Annotated in this window: 17 protein-coding genes; 7 read left to right on the forward strand and 10 right to left on the reverse strand. The window is 66.4% G+C overall.

What is annotated here, in order from left to right; all coding sequences use genetic code 11:
• The first annotated feature begins 2 nt into the window (after positions 1 to 2).
• Both leuE and AC5P9P_RS14475 read left to right on the forward strand, forming a co-directional pair.
• Positions 3 to 632, forward strand: a complete 630-nt coding sequence (leuE, locus tag AC5P9P_RS14470) for a leucine efflux protein LeuE (protein ID WP_495232884.1) — start codon at positions 3 to 5, stop codon at positions 630 to 632.
• A complete protein-coding gene (locus AC5P9P_RS14475; protein ID WP_495232885.1) occupies positions 629 to 1,063 on the forward strand; it encodes a hypothetical protein in 435 nt (144 codons plus the stop codon). The genes leuE and AC5P9P_RS14475 overlap by 4 nt, the downstream gene beginning before the upstream one ends.
• A 23-nt stretch (positions 1,064 to 1,086) precedes the next feature.
• Here AC5P9P_RS14475 and AC5P9P_RS14480 read toward each other — a convergent pair whose 3' ends face one another.
• The gene (locus AC5P9P_RS14480) at positions 1,087 to 1,989 is read right to left on the reverse strand and encodes a LysR family transcriptional regulator (RefSeq protein WP_495232886.1); all 903 of its coding nucleotides are present in this window, start codon (positions 1,987 to 1,989) and stop codon (positions 1,087 to 1,089) included.
• 123 nt (positions 1,990 to 2,112) lie between these two features.
• On the opposite strand from AC5P9P_RS14480, the gene AC5P9P_RS14485 reads away from it, so the two are divergent.
• Complete coding sequence (locus tag AC5P9P_RS14485) at positions 2,113 to 3,108, forward strand: aldo/keto reductase (protein WP_049402903.1); 996 nt, start codon at positions 2,113 to 2,115, stop codon at positions 3,106 to 3,108.
• 175 nt (positions 3,109 to 3,283) lie between these two features.
• A complete protein-coding gene (locus tag AC5P9P_RS14490; protein WP_005411719.1) occupies positions 3,284 to 4,711 on the forward strand; it encodes an amino acid permease in 1,428 nt (475 codons plus the stop codon).
• A 48-nt stretch (positions 4,712 to 4,759) separates the two neighbouring features.
• Here AC5P9P_RS14490 and AC5P9P_RS14495 read toward each other — a convergent pair whose 3' ends face one another.
• Complete coding sequence (locus tag AC5P9P_RS14495) at positions 4,760 to 6,001, reverse strand: dipeptidase (RefSeq protein ID WP_033833558.1); 1,242 nt, start codon at positions 5,999 to 6,001, stop codon at positions 4,760 to 4,762.
• A 210-nt stretch (positions 6,002 to 6,211) separates the two neighbouring features.
• Positions 6,212 to 7,381 carry a class I SAM-dependent rRNA methyltransferase gene (locus AC5P9P_RS14500; protein WP_495232887.1) on the reverse strand — a complete coding sequence of 390 codons (1,170 nt, stop codon included), beginning with the start codon at positions 7,379 to 7,381 and terminating at the stop codon, positions 6,212 to 6,214.
• Between the two features lie 350 nt (positions 7,382 to 7,731).
• On the opposite strand from AC5P9P_RS14500, the gene AC5P9P_RS14505 reads away from it, so the two are divergent.
• Positions 7,732 to 8,694, forward strand: coding sequence for a TerC family protein (locus AC5P9P_RS14505; RefSeq protein WP_010487446.1), 963 nt, complete (start codon positions 7,732 to 7,734; stop codon positions 8,692 to 8,694).
• A gap of 114 nt (positions 8,695 to 8,808) precedes the next feature.
• Positions 8,809 to 9,579 (forward strand): rhomboid family intramembrane serine protease, encoded by a 771-nt coding sequence (locus tag AC5P9P_RS14510; protein WP_184013939.1) that lies wholly within the window; start codon positions 8,809 to 8,811, stop codon positions 9,577 to 9,579.
• 158 nt (positions 9,580 to 9,737) lie between these two features.
• Here AC5P9P_RS14510 and AC5P9P_RS14515 read toward each other — a convergent pair whose 3' ends face one another.
• Positions 9,738 to 10,844, reverse strand: a complete 1,107-nt coding sequence (locus tag AC5P9P_RS14515) for a glycerophosphodiester phosphodiesterase (protein ID WP_049453517.1) — start codon at positions 10,842 to 10,844, stop codon at positions 9,738 to 9,740.
• Between the two features lie 194 nt (positions 10,845 to 11,038).
• Between AC5P9P_RS14515 and AC5P9P_RS14520 the strand changes: the two genes are divergently transcribed.
• Positions 11,039 to 12,133: a beta family protein gene (locus tag AC5P9P_RS14520; RefSeq protein WP_239501115.1), complete on the forward strand. Its 1,095-nt coding sequence runs from the start codon at positions 11,039 to 11,041 to the stop codon at positions 12,131 to 12,133.
• Here AC5P9P_RS14520 and AC5P9P_RS14525 read toward each other — a convergent pair.
• The 6 genes from AC5P9P_RS14525 to rpmH all read right to left on the reverse strand — a co-directional run bounded on the left by AC5P9P_RS14525 (position 12,081) and on the right by rpmH (position 19,316).
• Entirely contained in the window at positions 12,081 to 12,668 is a 588-nt protein-coding gene (locus tag AC5P9P_RS14525) for a sce7726 family protein (RefSeq protein WP_080264262.1), read from the reverse strand. The two genes, AC5P9P_RS14520 and AC5P9P_RS14525, sit on opposite strands and share 53 nt — an antisense overlap.
• Positions 12,669 to 12,774: 106 nt before the next feature.
• Positions 12,775 to 14,124, reverse strand: a complete 1,350-nt coding sequence (mnmE, locus tag AC5P9P_RS14530; protein WP_024958544.1) for a tRNA uridine-5-carboxymethylaminomethyl(34) synthesis GTPase MnmE — start codon at positions 14,122 to 14,124, stop codon at positions 12,775 to 12,777.
• 3 nt (positions 14,125 to 14,127) lie between these two features.
• Positions 14,128 to 16,794 (reverse strand): polysaccharide deacetylase family protein, encoded by a 2,667-nt coding sequence (locus AC5P9P_RS14535; protein WP_495232888.1) that lies wholly within the window; start codon positions 16,792 to 16,794, stop codon positions 14,128 to 14,130.
• 163 nt (positions 16,795 to 16,957) lie between these two features.
• The gene (gene yidC, locus AC5P9P_RS14540) at positions 16,958 to 18,676 is read right to left on the reverse strand and encodes a membrane protein insertase YidC (RefSeq protein ID WP_111173401.1); all 1,719 of its coding nucleotides are present in this window, start codon (positions 18,674 to 18,676) and stop codon (positions 16,958 to 16,960) included.
• Entirely contained in the window at positions 18,676 to 19,170 is a 495-nt protein-coding gene (rnpA, locus tag AC5P9P_RS14545) for a ribonuclease P protein component (RefSeq protein ID WP_005411728.1), read from the reverse strand. Before rnpA ends, yidC begins: the two co-directional genes overlap by 1 nt.
• Before the next feature lie 5 nt (positions 19,171 to 19,175).
• Positions 19,176 to 19,316 carry a 50S ribosomal protein L34 gene (gene rpmH, locus AC5P9P_RS14550; protein ID WP_005411729.1) on the reverse strand — a complete coding sequence of 47 codons (141 nt, stop codon included), beginning with the start codon at positions 19,314 to 19,316 and terminating at the stop codon, positions 19,176 to 19,178.
• Positions 19,317 to 19,363 lie beyond the last annotated feature (47 nt).

Here is a 19,363-nt window from a genome sequence, read left to right on the forward strand (position 1 = left end):
CCATGCCGTGGATGGGCATCCAGGACCTGTGGACGTTTCTGGTCGCCGTGCTGGTGTTTCTCGCCCTGCCTGGCCCCGGCACCTTCACCCTGCTGACCGCCACCGGCCGGGGCGGCGTGCGCGGCGGCTACACCGCACTGGCCGGCCTGCTGGTCGGTGACCAGATCCTGATGTGGCTGGCGCTGGCCGGTGTGGCCGCACTGCTGAAGGCCAATCCCTTGGTCTTCCACGCTGTGCAGTACCTGGGTGCGGCCTACCTGGTATGGGTGGGCATCAGCCTGCTGCGCACGCCGAAGCACGAGGGCGGTGATGCTGGTCCGATCCGCATGCAGCCGGGCCGCTACTTCCAGCAGGCGATCCTGGTCAGCCTGCTCAACCCGAAGGCGATCCTGTTCTACATGGCCTTCCTGCCGCTGTTCATCGATCCGAAGGCGCACCAGGGCATCGCGACCTTCGCGGCCCTGGCCGGCATCATCCTGGTGGTCAGCATCGCCTACTGCTCGATGCTGATCGGCGTGGGCAACCTGGCCCGCCGCCGGTTGATCCAGCATCCGCGCATCAGCGATGCGCTGCGCCGGGTGGCCGGCCTGTTCCTGATCGGGTTCGGCATCCGGTTGGGGCTGAACGGATGATCCGGCGCGCGCTGGTGCTGGTGTTCATCGGGCTTCTGGCCGACACCGCAGCGGCCAGCGTGCAGGACCATCGCTGCCTGACGGGCGGTCGCAACGACGGCATCCACCTGCTGTGGCGCTGGCTGGACGATGGCAGCGCCGACGTGCAGTACGCCGGGCAGCGCGGCCGCCTGCAGCTGCAACGGGTGTCGCAGGAAACGACGGTGCTGGACGAAGACCGCCCGTACCAGTTCGACAGCGTCTGGGAAGAACGCATCGATGGGCGCCTCAACGGCCGCTACCTGCTGAGCACGCAGGGCGCGCTGGTGCTGGACCTGAGCTACGAACGCGCCCGTGATGGCCGTCGCACCACCTTCCACGATGACGGCAAGGCGTGGCAGGAGGATGGCTGCCATTGGCCGGGAGGCGTAGCGGCGCGCGTGGTCGATTGAAGCATGCCAACCAAGGTTGGCATCTACCGGTCGTGCATCTCCGCGCGCAGGTGGTCGATGAACACCCGCAGCTTGGGCGCCATCTGCTCACGCGCGGGGTAGTACAGGTGGAAGCCGGGGAATGGCGGCTGCCAGTCCTGCAGCACGCTCTGCAGTCGCCCAGCGTTGATGTCGTCGGCCATCAACGAGGCGAAGCCCTGGGCCATGCCCAGACCCGCCAGCACGGCACCATGGGCGACGCCGGCATCGTTGAACACCAGCCGCCCGCTCACTTGCACGTCCAGGTCGTGGCCTTCGCGGCTGAACTCCCAGGGCATCAGCCGGCCGTTGGCCAGCCGGTGCACGATGCAGGCGTGGCCCTGCAGGTCATGCGGGGTCTGCGGCACGCCATGGCGTTCGAAATAGGCCGGCGTGGCCACCACCACCTGCCGCTCGGGTGGCCCGACCGGCACCGCGATCATGCCCTGTGCGAGTGATTCGCCGAGGCGGATGCCGGCATCGAAGCCCTCGGCCACCAGATCGGTCAGCGCCGGGTCGACGCGCAGTTCCACCTGCACCTGCGGGTAACGCGCAAGAAAATCGGGCAGCCGCGGCAGGACCATGCGATCGGCGACGATGCGCGGCAGGGTCACACGCAGTCGCCCGGCAGGCACCGAGCGCGCGCTGTCCAGTTCGGCAAAGGCCTGGTCGATCTGGTCCAGGCCGCCGCGCACGCGTTGCAGGAAACGCGCGCCGTGTTCGGTCAGGCTGACCCGCCGCGTGGTCCGCTGCAGCAGGCGCACGCCCATCCGCGCTTCCAGCGCGCGCACGCTCTGCGACAGCGCCGAGGTCGACACGCCCAGGGCATCGGCGGCGCGGGTAAAGCTGGCATGCTCGGCCACGTGGACGAAGGCGACCACAGCGGTGAGGGGGACGGCGGCATCCATTGTGAAGCCAGCCTTCAAGGTAAGTCCGGTGATCGGCAGTTTATCCACATGATGGCGTGGAGGATGCTGTGCCCCTCGCCGCTGCCCCTCCAGGCGTGGCGCCCTTGCCCTAAGGAGATCCGCATGAAGACCCGTACTCTCGGCCCTGCCGGCCCCACCGTGTCCGCCCTTGGACTGGGCTGCATGGGCATGAGCGCCTACTACGGCGGCCGTGGCAGTGACGATGACGGCATTGCCGTCATCCGGCACGCGCTGGACCGTGGCGTGAGCCTGCTCGACACCGCCGATGTGTATGGCCCGCACACCAACGAGGTGCTGGTCGGCCGCGCGATCGCCGGCCGCCGCGACCAGGTGTTCCTGGCCAGCAAGTTCGGCATCGGCCTGGACCCGGCTGACCCGAAGGCGCGGCAGGTCAACGGCCATCCGGACTATGTGCAGGCCGCCTGCGAGGCCAGCCTGCGCCGGCTGGGCGTGGACCACATCGACCTCTACTACCAGCACCGCGTCGACCCCAGCGTGCCGATCGAGGACACCGTCGGTGCGATGGCACGTCTGGTGGAACAGGGCAAGGTGCGCTGGCTGGGCCTGTCCGAGGCCTCGGCGGCCACCCTCCGCCGCGCCCATGCGGTGCACCCGATCACCGCGGTGCAGAGCGAGTACTCGCTGTGGTCGCGCGAGCCGGAGCAGAACGCGGTGCTGGCCACCACGGAGGAACTGGGCATCGGCTTCGTGCCGTATTCGCCGCTGGGCCGTGGCTTCCTGACCGGCGCCATCCGCAGCCCGGATGACTTCGACACCGACGATTACCGGCGCACCTCGCCCCGCTTCGAAGGCGAAAACTTCCAGCGCAACCTGGCACTGGTGGATACCGTGCAGGCGCTGGCCGCCGAGCGTGGCATCGCCGCCTCGCAGCTGGCGCTGGCCTGGGTGCTGTCGCGCGGCGAGCACATCGTGCCCATCCCGGGCACGACGCGGCGGGCACGGCTGGACGAGAACCTCGCTGCGCTGCAGGTGGAACTGGACACGGCCACGCTGGACGCACTGGACGCGGCCTTCCCGCTGCATGCCGCGGCCGGTGACCGCTACTCGGTCAGCGGCATGGCCAACATCGAGTCGTAGCAGCGGCCGGGACGGACGCACACCGGTGGCTACCGCCGGATTGTGCCGATTCCGGCAGCCTGGCCGGGGCGCAGCGCGCGCCCGGCCATGCATGACCCCGGTCAGTGGTAATGCTGCGCTGCGTTCGGTCACACTCGGGAACTTGTCGTTCTTAGTCACCCCTTCCGAGGCCTGCATGTCCCTGTTCCGGCGCAAGTCCCTAGATTCCGTCACCGTCCACGAAGCCGGCAGGCGCCTGATCCCGACGCTCAGCTGGCCGCACCTGATCGCGCTGGGCATCGGCGCCATCGTCGGTACCGGCATCTACACGCTGATCGGCGTGGGTGCCAACCTGGCCGGCCCGGCCGTGCTGATCTCCTTCGCGATTGCCGGTGCGGTCTGCGCCTGCGCGGCACTGTCCTACGCCGAACTGTCGACGATGATGCCGGCCGCCGGCAGTGCCTACACCTACAGCTACAGTGCGCTGGGCGAGGTGTTCGCCTGGGTGGTGGGCTGGAGCCTGATCCTGGAGTACTCGCTGGTGGTGAGTACGGTGGCGGTGGGCTGGTCAGGCTACTTCGTCGGCTTCCTCGAATGGGTCCATACCCAGTTCGGCTGGAATGTGCACCTGCCGGCCTGGCTGGCCGCCGGCCCGCACGTGGAAGGCGGCATGATCAACCTGCCGGCGATCATCATCACCTGGCTGGTGGCCGGCATGCTGATGGCCGGCACCAAGGAAAGCGCCACGCTCAACGCCATCCTGGTGGTGTTCAAGCTGATCGCGCTGGCCATCTTCGTCGCCGTGGCCCTGCCCGCCTTCGACAGCGCCAACCTGCAGCCGTTCATGCCGTATGGTTTCGCCAAGTCGATGGGCCCCGACGGCGTCGAGCACGGCGTGATGGCGGCGGCAGCCATCATCTTCTTCGCCTTCTACGGCTTCGATGCGATCTCCACCGCCGCCGAGGAGACCAAGAACCCGGGCCGCGACCTGTCGATCGGCATCATCGGTTCGATGATCGGCTGCACCATCGTCTACGTGCTGGTGGCGCTGGCGGCCGTCGGTGCGATGAGCTACGCGGTGTTCGGCCACAGCGCCGAGCCGCTGGCGCTGATCATGCGCCAGCTGGGCCATCCGACCGCGGCAATGGTGATCGGCGTGATCGCGATCATCGCCCTGCCGACGGTGCTGCTGGCCTTCCTGTACGGCCAGAGCCGCATCTTCTTTGTGATGAGCCGCGATGGCCTGCTGCCGCGTGGCCTGTCCAAGGTCAACGCACGCACCGGCACGCCGGTGGCGACCACGCTGTTCACCGCAGTGGTGGTGTCGGCGCTGGCCGGTGTGGCGCGCCTGGACGAGATTGCCGCGCTGGCCAACGCCGGTACCCTGGCCGCGTTCACCGCCGTCGGCATCTGCCTGGTGGTGCTGCGCCTGCGCGAGCCGAACCGCGAGCGCACGTTCCGCACGCCGCTGGCCTTCGTGGTCGGCCCGCTGGCCGCGCTGGGCTGCATCTACCTGTTCCTCAGCCTGCCGCACACCACCCAGCTGTATTTCCTGCTGTGGAACGTGGCCGGCCTGGTGCTGTACTTCCTGTACAGCCGTCGCCACGCGCTGATCGCGAAATAACCGGATCGCCGGTAGTGCCGGCCAGCGGCCGGCACTACCGCAGGGCGGTCAACCGCCCTGCTTTGCCGCGTAGTCCTGCGCCTGGCGCATCACCCGCAGCAGGTTGCCGCCCCAGATGCCGGCAATCTGCTGCTCGGTGTAACCCTTGCGCAGCAGCCACGCGGTGATCTTCGGCAGCTGGCTGACATCGGGCAGGTCGCTCAGGCCACCGCCGCCATCCCAGTCCAGGCCGATGCCCACGTGCTCGGGGCCGACCACCTTGAGGATGTGCTCGAAGTGGGCGAAGAAGTCGTCGAGGCTGGCATGGCGCACCGGGTGCTCGTGGTCCAGCGCCTGTTCGGCCTTCAGCAGGGCAACACCCTGCTCGATGCCCATGCCTTCCCAGCCACCCAACTGCTTGCTCAGCGCTTCCTCGGCCTGCTTGCGCTCGGGTGTCTTCGCCGTGTCGATCAGGTAGCCGCCATAGGCGTTCACCTGGATCACGCCGCCGGCCTTGGCCAGCTTGCGCAGGCGCGGGTCATCAAGATTGCGCGGGTGGTCGTAGACCGCCTTGGCTGAGCTGTGCGACAGCACGAAGGGCACCGGCATCATTGCCAGCAGGTCATCGAACACCGCGTCGGACGCATGCGACTGGTCGATCACGATGCCCAGCTTCACCGCCTGCTGCACCAGGCCCTTGCCGGCCGGGCTCAGGCCTTTCCATTCCGCTCCCTTGGGGTCGGTGGCCGAATCGGCGAACTCGTTGTTGGCGAAGTGCACGGTACTGAGCAGGCGCAGGCCGGCACGGTGGTAGAACGAGAGCAGGCTGGGGTCTTCCACCAGCGGGCTGGCGTTTTCCATGCTGATGTAGACCACGCGCTTGCCGGCGGCCTTGATGCGTGCCGCGTCATCGGCGGTCAATGCCAGCGCGAAACGCTCGGGATTGGCGGCCAGCATTTCGCGGATCTCCAGCAGCCGCTGCAGGCCATGGTCACGCTCGGCGAGGTGCGCGGCTGGGCTGCGGTCGCCCTGATCGGTGTAGATCGCCCAGAAGCCGCCGTCCAGCGCGCCCTCGACCATGCGCGGGTAGTCCACTTGCGAGAGTGCGTTGCGGTCGTGGCGCTGCTCGATGTCGAAGCCGGTCCGGCCGAAATTGGCCGGCGTATCCAGGTGGCTGTCGAGCGTGACCAGGCGCTGCTGCAGGGCCTTGGCGCGGGCCAGTTCCTGTGCGCTGAACTCGATGGCATGAGCCGACAGCGGCGCACACAGCGCCAGGGCAAGCACGACGGACAGGTGGCGCAACGATGGCATGGGCTCTCACCGGCAATGGGAAGAGCCCGACCATAGCGCTGCGGCCGGCAGATTTGTAGAGTCGGGCTCACGCTCGGCTGCCAGGCACCGCGAGTCGAGCATGAATCGTATTCACGGCCCAGCGGCCAGCTTCCCGCGCATTGCGATGCGTTCGAAAAAATGGCGCCCCCAGGATCAGGTGGCTCGGCTCGCCTCTACATCGTCCCGCGGTCAGTCGACCACGCGGCAGAACACGGCCTTCAGGTAACGCGATTCCTGCACGTGGGCCATGAACGGATGGTCCGGACCCGCACCAGCGACCTTCAGGATCTGGATCGTGCGGCCGGAGAAATAGGCCGCGCGGCGCAGCATGTCGAGGAACTGGTCCTCGGCCACCAGGCCGGTGCAGGAGAACGTGGCGAACAGGCCGCCCGGCTTGACCACGCCCAGCGCCAGCTTGTTCATGTCCAGGTACTTCTTCAGCGCGGTGATGACCTGGTCGCGGTCGCGGGTCATCTTCGCCGGATCCAGGATCACCACGTCGTACTGCTCGCCGCGGTTGGCGGCGTCGCGCAGCCACGGGAAGATGTCGGACTGGATGAACTTCGGGCGCACGTTGTTCAGGCGCGAATTGCCCTTGGCGATCTGGATGACGTCCTCATCGATGTCGATGCCGACCACTTCCGAAGCGCCACGCGCAGCGGCATACACGGCGAAACCGCCGGTGTTGCAGCACAGGTCCAGCACGCTCTTGCCTTCCACCTGCTGGCTCAGCCACTCGCGGTTCTCGCGCTGGTCGGCGAAGAAACCGGTCTTGTGCGCGCCGGCCGGGTCGGCGCGGAACTTGATGCCGTACTCGGTGATCACCGACGCCTCGGTGGTGGTGTTGCCGTGGAAGTCGAAGCTCTCCTGCTTCTGCACGTGTTCGTCGGCGAAGCTGTGGTAACGGCAGCCCGGGAACTGCTCGCGCAGGGCGTCGTAGATCCATTCGCGGTGGCGGAACATGCCGGCGGCGAAGAACTCGACCACCACCAGGTCGCCGTAGCGATCCACCACCAGGCCGGACAGGCCGTCGCCTTCGCTGTGCACCACGCGCCAGGCGTCGGAGACCGCGTCGAGCTTCAGCACCTCACGGCGCAGCGACACCGCCTGGGCGATCTTGCGCGAGAACCAGCCGGCATCCACCGGCACGTTCTGATCGGTTTCAAGGATGCGCACGGCAATGCGCGAGTGCCCGTTGTAGAACCCGCGGCCAATGAACTCGCCATCGATGCCGACCACGTCGACGATGGAACCGGGCTTGGGCCGGACGGTCGGCTTCTCGACCAGTTTCTGGAAGATCCACGGGTGGCTGGAACGCCACGCATTCTTGAGGCGGACAATCGGAAGGGGGGTATTCATCCACCCATTGTAAACCGGGCGCCGGGGTCGGATCCTCGCAGGGGCTCTGACCCCGGTGTGGCGACGATGGGGTCGGAGCCCCTTTGGGGATCCGACCCCTGGCCTCCCCCCCATTTGACGGCGGCGGGGCCAGACGGCAGAATCGGCGCCAGAAGGGGAGTAGCTCCCAGACGTTGTCGCCGTCATTTCGAGCCCGCAGGCTCCGGTGCAACGGCAGTTCCAGCCGACTGGAACTGCGAGCGAGACCTTCGCCGTACTGGCGAAGCTCTGTCCCTGGATCCCCCTCCCGATCCTCCGTTGCAGATCCTCGCCGTCCGGCCTGGCATTCATCTTTCCAACGGACATTCCCAATGCAGACGATCGGTAACGTGTGGTTGTGGGGCGGCTTCGCAGCGGTGGTGGTCATCGCCCTGCTGGTCGACCTCGTGTTGATGCGCCATGGTGGACCGCACAAGGTCACCTTCAAGGAGGCCCTGTGGTGGTCCATCGGCTGGGTCGCGCTGGCCCTGCTGTTCAATGCGGGCCTCTGGTACTACCTGAATGAGACCGCCGGCCAGGTGGTGGCCAACAAGGTCGGCCTCGAATTCCTGACCGGCTACCTGGTCGAGAAGGCGCTGGCGGTCGACAACATCTTTGTGTTCCTGATGATCATGAGCTACTTCGCGGTGCCGGAGGAGCAGCGCCAGAAGGTGCTGATCATCGGCATCCTGGGTGCGATCGTGCTGCGTACGATCATGATCTTCGCCGGCAGCGTGCTGATCAGCCAGTTCCATTGGCTGCTCTACGTGTTCGGCGCCTTCCTGCTGTTCACGGGCTGGAAGATGTGGTTCGCCGCCGGCCAGGAGCCGGACCTGGAGACCAATCCCGCCCTGCGCTGGATGCGCAAGCACCTGCGCCTGCTGCCGGACTATGCCGGCAACGCACTGAGCGTGAAGCGCGACGGCGTGCGCTGGTTCACCCCGCTGTTCGCGGTGCTGATCCTGATCGCGGTCACCGACGTGATCTTCGCCGTGGACAGCATCCCGGCGATTTTCGCGATCACCACCGACCCGTTCATCGTGCTCACCTCCAACGTGTTCGCGGTGCTGGGCCTGCGCGCGATGTTCTTCCTGCTGGCCGGCATGGCCGACCGCTTCCACCTGCTGCCGTACGGGCTGGCACTGGTGCTGGGCTTCATCGGCATCAAGATGATGATCATCGACCTGTTCAAGATCCCGACCCCGGTCTCGCTGGGCGTGGTGGCGGTGATCATCGCCGCCACCGTGGTGCTCAGCTTGAAGTACCCGCCGAAGGAGGGCGAAGGCCAGGCCTGAGCCTGAACGGCTGAACGGCTGAACGGCGCGGCCGGTGGGATTGTCCCGCCGGCCGTATCCACTTTCCCGCCGCGGTGGCCTTGGTTTCGCGCCAGTCACCGCCATTGCTGAGGTATGGACAACAACGCGCCCCTGCCTGCCGGCGACGTACCGGCCCCCCGCAATGACCGCTCGCGCATCCTGAGGGCGTTCAATGTCAACCTGGCCGCCGTGCTGGTGCTGGTGGCCGTGTTCGCCCTGCAGGGCACCTTCGACTGGCGGCTTTGGGCCGTGGCGCCACTGGAAGCGAAGGGACTGCTCGGCCTGATCGGCGGCCCGATGCTGCATGCCTCGGTCGAGCACATCGTCGCCAACAGCATCGCCATCCTGATCCTCGGCACCCTGGCAGGCAGCGTCTATCCGAAGGCCACCGTGCGCGCCCTGCCCCTGCTGTGGCTGGGTTCGGGCCTCGGTGCATGGATGCTGGGCAACCCCGGCAGCGTGCATTTGGGCGCCAGTGGCGTGACCCACGGCCTGATGTTCCTGCTGGCCAGCCTGGGCCTGCTGCGGCGCGACCGTGCGGCAATCGCCACCGGCCTGATCGGCATGCTGTTCTACGGCGGCATGCTGATGACCATCCTGCCACACGCCGATGGCGTGTCCTGGCAGTCGCACATGGGCGGTGCCTTCGCCGGCATCATCGCCGCGCTGCTGTTCCGCAACGCCGACCCGCTGCCACCTCGCCAGCGCTACAGCTGGGAAGACGAAGAGGACGAGATCGAACCGCTGGCCGACGACGAACTGGAGCCGCCGGCGCCAAAGCGCGTGCCGGTGCTGTGGCAGCCCCGCGAAGGCCAGGACTACGTGGTGATCCCGTTCCGCCGCCCGGACGAGCCGCGCGGTTGAAAATGCCCCGGTAGTGCCGGCCGCTGGCCGGCACCCTCATGATCCGGTAGTGGCCGACCTTGGTCGGCGCGGTTGTTGTGTGCCAACCAAGGTTGGCACCTACCACAGCACACCGGCACCCCGGGTAGCGCCGGGCCATGCCCGACGGCGTTGATCGCTCAGTTACCCGCCGCGCCCATGCCATCCACCGCCTGCCGGCCCAGTGCCGGGTCATCGGTGAAGAACGCATCGATGCCGGTGGCCAGATAGGCACGCATCTCGGCAATCGAACCCTCGGCATTGCGCGCGTTGTCGGCGCCCTTGCGCAGGTTGCTGGCCTGGAAGTGGTTCTCCGGACGGAAGGTGTACGGAATCACCATCAGGCCCACTGCATGTGCGTCCTGTACCAGCGTGGTCGGAGTGCTCAGCGCGCCCTTGGCGTCCAGCGGAATGATCGAGCGCAGTTCCGGGCCGATGCTGTCGGCGTAGCTGGCGATGTCCTTCAGTCCTGCCGGGGTCATCATCTGCGCGTAGGTCAGCTTTCCACCGGCCTTGGCGATGTCGGCCGGCTGGGTGTCGCCCTTCCACAGCAGTTGCAGCAGGCGGATGTTGCTGCCGCGCGGGATCTTGCCGCGCAGGTAGCGCAGGTTGGCGGTCTCGAACGACTGGATGGTGACCGGGCCGACGTTGGTATAGGCATTGCCACGCAGCGCGGTCAGGAGCTTGTCTTCCATCGGCAGGCCGATCGACTGGAAGTAGGTCGGGTGCTTGATCTCCGGCACCAGGCCGATGCCACGGTTGGCACGCCCGGCCTGCTGGACAAGGAATGCGAGGATCTCGTCCAGGCTGGCGATGCGGAACTGGCCGTCATAGGCGGTGCTGCGCAGTTCCGGCAGGCGCTCGCGCGCGTACAGGGTCTTCAGCTCGGCCAAGGTGAAGTCTTCGGTGAACCAGCCGTCCACCTTCTGCCCGTCGATGACCTTGCTGGTGCGGCGGCTGGCGAATTCGGGATGCGAGGCCACATCAGTGGTGCCGCTGATCTCGTTCTCGTGGCGGGCCACCATCACTCCGTCCCTGGTCATCACCAGGTCCGGCTCGATGTAGTCGGCGCCATCGGCGATCGCTTGCGCATAGGCGGCCAGGGTGTGCTCGGGCAGCAATGCGCTCGCCCCGCGATGGCCATAGACCGACACCTTGTGCGCGGCCGGGGTGGAGGATTCAGCACTCATGGCCACCGATGGTGCCACGGCCAGCGACAACAGCAACGCACAACCCCACGACTTCACTGCGACTTCCCCAATCGGTATGTGATGGGCGTCAGTATGCGGCGGCAATGTGACAGGTGGGGGACCTGGGGTCGGATCCCCGCAGGGGCTCCGACCTGAGCGCTCCCCCCATTCTTCAAACAATTCTGATTGAAGCGCTGCACGGCCCGCGACTAGCCTCGGATGACCAACAGCGAAGTTGTCAGGGGCAGATCATGAAACAACTGATGTACATGCCGATTCTCAAATGGCGACAGGGAGAGTATCTCGCGGTGGGTCGTACCAGCGAAGGAGTCAAGGATGGGATCTATCCCCTGTTCGAGATCCCGATCGAGCAGTGGGACTTCGAGAACGATGCACCGGCCAAGTCACTCGATGACCACCTGAAGAACGTAGGCAGGCGTCTGAGCAGTAACTGGAAGGCGCGGCGCTGCCTGTTCGATTCGCCCTATCTTGCCGGTGACGACACCATGGCGGACGGCCAGCACCATCTGGAGCGGATCTTCCACCTCACTCGCACCGCAGGATGCCAGGCCATTCCCGTGACCGGCATTGACCGGCATGTCGACTACCAGCAGGCGGTGGCACGCATCGTCGCCCGCGATGATCGTGGCTGCGGATTACGGCTGGTGCCGGATGATCTTGAAGGAGGGCACCTGGCCCGGATCTCAGGGTTGCTGAAACTGTTGGGCGTGGTATCAGGTCAGGTGGACCTGATCCTCGACAGCTCGACCGATGTCGCCGACTCGCCCACGCTGCAGGCATCGACCTGGCAGGCATGGATTGCGGCCGTTCCGGATCTGGCCGACTGGAGATCGATCACCCTCGTGGGTGGTAGTTTCCCTGCCAGCCTAAGCCCCTCTTCAAGCTATCGCCCACATGGCGATGTGAACCGCCGGGAATGGCGCGCGTACACGCGGCTAGCCCGCATGCACACTGAACGAATGCCGTGGTTTGGTGACTATGGCTGCGCTTCTCCACAGACGGAATTGATGGATCCTCGCCTGTTCGACCCCAACGCCAAGATCAAGTACACGATCGATGATCAGTGGCGGATCGTTGTAGGTACCCAGATCAAGCGCAACGGCCGCGACCAGTACCGTGATCTGTGCCGGCACCTGGTCTCCGATCTGCCGGTGGTCTTCATGGGGCGCGGCTACAGCTGGGGCGATGCGTACATCGAAGACTGCGCAAACAGTGTCACCAGTACCGGGGGAAGCTCGACCTGGCCAACGGTGGCGACCAACCACCATATGACTAAGGTTGTTCGCGACCTCGCCAGTCTGACCGGCGCTTCAACTGTTCCCTGACCAGCGCACGGATTTCCGCAAGACTGTAGAGCTCCGACAGACGTTCACATAGCGCTGCGCGGTTGCCGCGCAGCGCTGATTTTTCAGGCGTCCGCCTGCCGATCAGAGCAGAAATTTCATCGCGCCAGAGCAGTGCTGCGACGGCCGTCGCGCTCACTGATGGATTGAGTTTTGCAGGCCGCACTAGTTCTAGCCTCACTGCGTTGCGCGCTCCACGTGATGCCAGCCTGACCCCCCACCAAGCAGGCAACGTATCCAGGGCATGGTCCAAATGGCGCTTGCCCACCACGATCGTCGCCTTGTCGAGGACATCGGAGTAGAACTGCTGCTGCAATGGAAGTCTCCGCAGGGTGTCTACATCACTCTTGATCTCGTAGCCGTGCAGATGGCCATTGATGACACAGACATCGACCCGGCAGGCGCCGCGCGCAAGCCCCATTTCCTCCACCACAAGCGTGTTCGGATTTGCGACATGCTCAGCAATGACCTTGCCCAGCAGAGCTGATCGCACGTCACTGTCGGTTATCGGGTTCATGGCGGGAATGATATCAAGGTGGTGTCGCGCACAGGATTGAAACCCCCAGCCGTCAGTCATGAGTAAGCGAGGCGGTCAGAGCCCCTTCGGGAATCTGACCTCGGATCTACTTCCCGATGCAGAAACTGGAGAAGATCCTTCCAAGCAGGTCATCGGCACTCATCTGCCCGGTGATCTCGCCCAGCGCGTCATGCGCCAGCCGCAGTTCCTCGGCGGCCAGTTCCAGGTGCTCATGCGCCAGCTCGCCATCGGCGCGCTGCGCGTGCTCCTGCGCACGCTCGATTGCGTCCACATGCCGCGTGCGCGCGGAGAACTCGCCATCCACCTGCTCCCCTGCCCCGGCCGAAGCAATCGAACGCAGACGCGCATGCAGATCGTCGAGCCCGGCGCCGGTGGCGGCCGAAACGAACACCCGGTCCGGATCGTCCAGCGACGGCAACGCCTCCAGCAGGTCCGACTTGTTGTGGATGTAGACCTTGTGCGGCACCGCCGCCACGGCCTCGCCCAGCGCCGCTTCGCCAGCCGCCGGATCGCGCGCATCCAGCACGATCAGCGCCAGATCGGTGCGCTCGATTTCCACATGGGCGCGGCGCATGCCTTCGCGTTCGATGGCGTCACCGCCGTCGCGCAGGCCGGCGGTGTCGACCAGGGTCAGCTCCAGACCGTCCAGGCGGATGGTCTCGCGCAGGGTGTCGCGGGTGGTACCGGCGATGTCGGTGACGATGGCGCGTTCGCTGCCGGCCAGCGCGTTGAGCAGTGAACTCTTGCCGGCGTTCGGCGGACCGATCAGCACCGCGTGCAGGCCATCGCGCAGGCGACGGCCGCGTTCGGCATCGCGGCGCAGCAGGGCCAGATCGCTGCGCGCCTGTTCCAGCCCACGCCGCACCTGCGCGCCACCGAGCGTATCCAGCGGTTCGTCGGCAAAATCGATGGCCGCTTCCACGTGGATGCGCAGCAGCACCAGCTGCTCGACCACGGCGTCGATGCGGCGCGAGAACACGCCATCCAGCGAACGGCGTGCCGCGCGCGCGGCGCGGTTGTCGCCCGCGGCGATCAGGTCGGCGATGGCCTCGGCCTGGGCCAGGTCGAGCTTGCCGTTGAGGAATGCCCGTTCACTGAACTCACCCGGCCGCGCCTGGCGCGCGCCGAGCGCGATGCAGCGCGCGACCAGCTGCTGCAGCAGCACCGGGCTGCCATGGCCCTGCAGTTCCACCACTTCCTCGCCGGTGAAGCTGTTCGGTGCCGGGAACCACAGCACGATGCCATCGTCGATGACCTCGCCGTCGGCATCACGCAGGCGCGCGTAGTGCGCGTGGCGCGGACGCAGTGCAGGTGCGCCCAGTGCATTGGCGATGGCCGCAGCACGCGGGCCGGACAGGCGCAGCAGGCCGACACCGCCGGCACCAGGGGCGCTGGCGATGGCGACGATGGTGTCGGTGCGGATCGCGTCGTTCATGGCTCAGAGCTTCTCCAGCTGTGCGCGCGCCTGGGCCGCGCTACTGCCCTGCGGCTGCAAGGCCAGGTAGGTGGTGTAGGCCTGCTTGGCCTTGGCCTTGTCGCCGGCGTTGAAGTAGGCATCACCCAGGTTGAGATAGGCCACTGCACGCGAGGGGTCGATCTTCAGCGTGTTCTCCAGCCAGCGCGCCGCTTCGGCATAGCGCTGCTGGCGGTAGTAGACGAAGCCGAGGTTGTTGGCGGCCTGGGCGAAGTCCGGACGCAGCTTCAGTGCCTCGGTGAACTGCGCCACCGCCTCGTCGTACTGCTTCTCGCGGTACAGCTGCAGGCCGCGGTCATTGGCCTGCTGCGCGCGCTGGCGATCCGACGCCGGGCCCGCAGTGGGCACCACCAGCTTGGCCTTGCCGCCCTGCAGGTCGGCCACCGTCACCGGCGCCTGGCTGCCCTTGGCTTCGCTGGCGGCTTCAACCTTGTTGTTCAGTGCGATCGCATCGGCGGTCAACTGGCGCGTATCGGCATTGAGGAACTCCTGGCTGTCCGGCACCTGGAACACGAACTCGCCGCCCTGCGAACCGGGCAGGCTGCCGAAGGCCGGGGTCTGGTGTGAAACGGCTGAGACGGCCGGCGCAACGTAGGCGGCCAGTTCGGTACCGGTGATCAGCCCATCGCCGTTGAGGTCGCCCTTGCCGGCCAATGCCTGCAGCAGCACCCAGGTGAACACCGAGTGGCCGTTCGGACCGGCGTCGGCCACCTGCTGGTCGGCACCGCCGGCGGTCAGCATCTGCCGCGCGCTGCGCCGCGCGTTCTCGCGCAGGAACGACGACGACGATGGACCGCCACGGGTCAGGCCCAGGCCGCTGTAGCAGGCATCCATCACGAACATCACGTGCTTGGCCTGCATGCTCTCGGCGATGTTCTGGATGTCGGTCATCGCGATGGCGTCGGTAGCGAATTCCTTCGGGTCCGAATCGACCGGGATGATGTAGCCGAGGTCACGCCCTGAGGCGAGCTGGCGGGTCGCGCCATGGCCGGCGAAGAACACGAACACGCGATCGTTCTTGCCAGTGCGGTCATCGGCCAGGCGGTCGTGGAAGGCAGCCAGGATGTTGTTGCGCGTGGCCTGCTCGTTCTTCAGCACGATCACCTGCGTGGACGGGAAGCCGAACTGCCCGGTCAGGGTATCGGCCACCGCCTGCGCATCGTGGCTGGCGTACTCCAGCTTCGGCCACTTGGCGTAGTTGTCGATGCCGACCACGATTGCCCAAGACTTCTCGTAGCCGGTGGTGATGGTGGCGGTATCGCCCTTGCGCGCACGGGCCACGGTGAAGTCGCGGCCGTTCCAGCCAGCGAACTGGTAGCCATCGGCGATCAGCCGGTCGAGGATCTGCGGCAGCGCCTTCACCGCACGATCGTGAATGTCGTGGAACAGGATGATGCCGCGCTGTTCCTTGTTCACCTGGTCGAGTACGCGCTGCACGATCGACTCCGGCACCGGGTCGGCCCAGTCCATCGAGTCGATGTTCCACATGATCGACTTCAGCCCGGCTTCGTTGAGCAGCTGCAGGCCTTCGGCATTGCGTGCGCCATAGGGGAAGCGGAACAGCGGCGCGCGCTTGCTGTCGACATCCTTCAGCAGCGTGTCGGTGTCCAGCACCTGCTGGCGCAGCGCGTCACCGGTGGTGCGCGACAGCTGGGCGTGGGTCAGGCTGTGATTGCCGACCGCATAGCCCTCTTCCATCAGGTTGCGGCTGATCCTGGCCATCGGGCCGAGGCTGACCTTGCCGTCGGCCTCGACCTTGCCCAGGTTGCGGCCCACTTCGAAGAACACGCCCGGCACGTCGTAGCGCTTGAGGATGGCCACCACTTCATCGGTATAGGCCTTGTGCGGGCCATCGTCGAAGGTGAGCACAACGGTCTTGGCCGGCAGGTCGCGGCCGAAGATCTCGCGGTCGCTGTCCTTCATCGACATCGGGTACGGCTCGATCACGCCGTAGTCGCGCAGGATCGCTTCGCGGCTGTAGTCCTTGTGCAGGTGGGCGATGTAGTCGTCCCACTTCTCACGCTTCAGTTCGATGGCGCGGGTGCGCTCGAAGCGGCTGAAGATGCGGGTCAGTTCCTGGTTGTAGTTGCGCTCGATCTCATCAAGCGCCTCCAGGTCCTCACCGATGCGCTGGTGCAGCTTCACCGCCGGCAGCGACGAATCGGTGCCGACCCGTTCATGCAGGTCACGCAGCACTTCGCGGAAGGCCAGGCGGTCGGCGTCGAACAGTTCCGGCGCCGACTCGATGTAGTCCAGCACGGTGCCGAGGGTGGCGAAGCGCTGCGGACTGGAGCCGCGCAGCAGCGTGTCGAACTGCGCGGCGATGGCCGTGCGCTGTTCCAGGCCATCGTGGAACAGCTGCTGGCCCACGCGCGTGGAGGTACCGCGGTCGGCAGCCGACTGCTGTTCCTCGTCGGCCAGCAGCACGATGATGCGGCGGTAGCCGTCGAGCTGCTTCTGCAGCGCGGCCAGCAACGGTGCAGCGGCGGGATCGGCGGCGGCCGCGGCCTGCGCGCTGGGCTGGGTGACCGTGGTCGCCGGCGCCTTCGCGTCCTTGTCGCCACAGCCGGCAACGACCAGGGTCAACAACAGCGACGGCAGGAACAGGCGGAACGACGACGCACGCTGCATGGTGGACTCGAAGGTGGGAGGAACGGTGTGCCGGCGATTCTAACGCCGCATGCGAAAAGCCCGCCTTGCGGCGGGCTTCTCATCGACCGGGGCGGTAGTAGAGTCGACTGTTAGTCGACTGCTCTACTGCCAGTCGACCAACAGTCGACTCTACAGGTCGGGATTACTTCTTTTTGACCGGGGCCGGCGCGGTGGTGGCCGGGACCGGCTCGCCGCCATGGCGCTTGGTCATCCACCACTGCTGCAGCAGGCCCAGGCCGCCGTTGACCACCCAGTACAGGACCAGGCCGGACGGCATGAAGGCCATCATGACGCCGAACACCAGCGGCATGAACTGCATCATCTTCTGCTGCATCGGGTCCATGCCCGGTGCCGGGGTCAGCTTCTGGGTGAACCACATCACTGCCACGTTGATGACCGGCAGGATGAAGTACGGGTCGCGTGCGGTCAGGTCCTGGATCCAGCCGAACCAGGGCGCCTGGCGCAGTTCGACCGATTCCACCAGCACCCAGTACAGGGCGAAGAAGATCGGCATCTGGATGAGGATCGGCAGGCAGCCCCCCATCGGATTGATCTTTTCCTTCTTGTACAGCTCCATCATCGCGGTCTGGAACTTCTGGCGGTCATCGCCATAGCGTTCCTTCAGCTGCGCGATGCGCGGCTGGAAACGACGCATCTTGGCGCCGCTCTTGTACTGGGTCGCCGACAGCGGGTACAGCACCAGCTTCAGCAGCACCACCAGGCCGACGATCGCCCAGCCCCAGTTGCCGACCAGCTTGTGCACCTGGTTCAGCACCCAGAACAGGCCCTGGCCGATCACCGCCATCATCGAGAAGCGGCTGTAGTCGACCACGCGGTCCAGGCCCGGCACGTCTTCCTTGGCGATCAGGTTGACCAGCTTCGGGCCGACCCACAGGCGGGCTTCGGTGCTGGTGGACTGGCCCGGGGCCACGGTGAAGGCCGGGCCACGCGCTTCGATCAGGTCACGACCAGCCACCTGCGACAGCACGTAGTGTGCGGTCTGGTCCTTCTGCGGGATCCAGGCGGTGAAGAAGTGGTGCTGCAGCATCGCCAGCCAGCCGCCGGTGATGTTCTGGTTCAGCGTGCCGTCTTCCAGGTAGTCCTTGAACGCACGACGCTGGTACTTCTTGTCGTTGTCGTACCAGGTGGCACCGTTGAAGCTGAAGGAATCGGGGTTGGTCATGCTCCGCGACAGGATGGTCGGGGTGCGGTCCAGGGTGCGGTAGACATAGCCGTTCCACGGCGCGGCGCCAGCGTTGCTGACTTCGTCCTTGAAGCGCACGGCGTACTCGTTGCGCGAGACGGTCAGGGTGCGCTTGATGGTCACGCCGCTGTCGGCGGTCCACACGAACGGGATCTGCAGCTCGTTCTGGCCCTTGGCCAGCACGAAGTCCTTGGTGTCCCCCACCAGCTTGAAGCCGTCAGCGCCGGGGACCGGGGTGTTCTTGTCTTCGCTGGCCCAGCCACTGATCGCGCTGTACGGGTGCGCGGGGTCTTCGGTCAGCAGGCGGACCGGCGGGCTGCCTTCGTCCTTGGTCTGCGGGAACTGCAGCAGCTCGGCATCGAGCACGCGGCCGCCGTCGAGCACCAGGCGCAGCACGTCGGTGGTGACGGTCACGCGCTGGCTGGCCGGGGTAGCGCTGGCCTGGGCCTGTGCAGCGGCCGCCTGGCCGGGGGCGCCCGGCACCTGGGCGCTGGGGATGGCGCCGGGGTTCGCGCCCGGAACACTCTGTGCGGCTGCCGGGGCCGACGTCGTGGTTGGTGCCGGGGTCGGAGCAGCCTTTTCACGGCTCCACTCCATCCACAGCAGCACGGCCACCATCAGCCAGGCAAAAACGAGGAATACGCGGGTCTGGTTCATCAGCGGACAGGCTCGGCGGGGCCGGGACGCGATGCCGGCTCGGTCAAAGAAGGAGTTGCGATGCCATCAGGCGGCGGCATTGTGCCGTCCACGCCCGGCGTGGGCAATGCACGCAGGCGACGCAGCAGGCGCAGGAAGGCCTGGCGGATCTCGTCGTTGCTGGCGGAACGCGCAGCACTACGAGCCACGACGACAAAGTCGCCTGGCTGGATGTCGGTACGTGTCTGACGCAGGATGTCGCGCAGGACGCGCTTGATCCGGTTACGCCCGACGGCGTTCGGATCAACCTTGCGGGAAACCGCCAGACCCAGCCTGGCCGGCCGGTCAGCCGGCAGCCAGTGCAGGGTCATCAGCGGATCGGACACACGGCGGGCGCCGTTGAAGACCGTTGAGTATTCGGCACGCGTGCGAACCCGCGCAGAGCGAGGGAATCGCTTGCGCGGGTCTGCAGTATTCACTGTCGAAGGGATTGCGTCTGCCGCGGGGTGCGGCATGGCAATCAGGCGCTCAGGACTTTGCGGCCCTTGGCGCGGCGACGCGACAGGATCTTGCGGCCGTCAGCGGTCTTCATACGGGCACGGAAGCCGTGGTCGCGCTTACGCTTGAGGTTGCTGGGCTGGTAGGTGCGCTTCGTGGCCATTGGGGGCCTCTCGTATGAATGGGACGGAAAGAACCGGAAATTCTAGA

It is taken from the genome of Stenotrophomonas sp. YJH_SMC_14-1 (genome assembly GCF_059372275.1).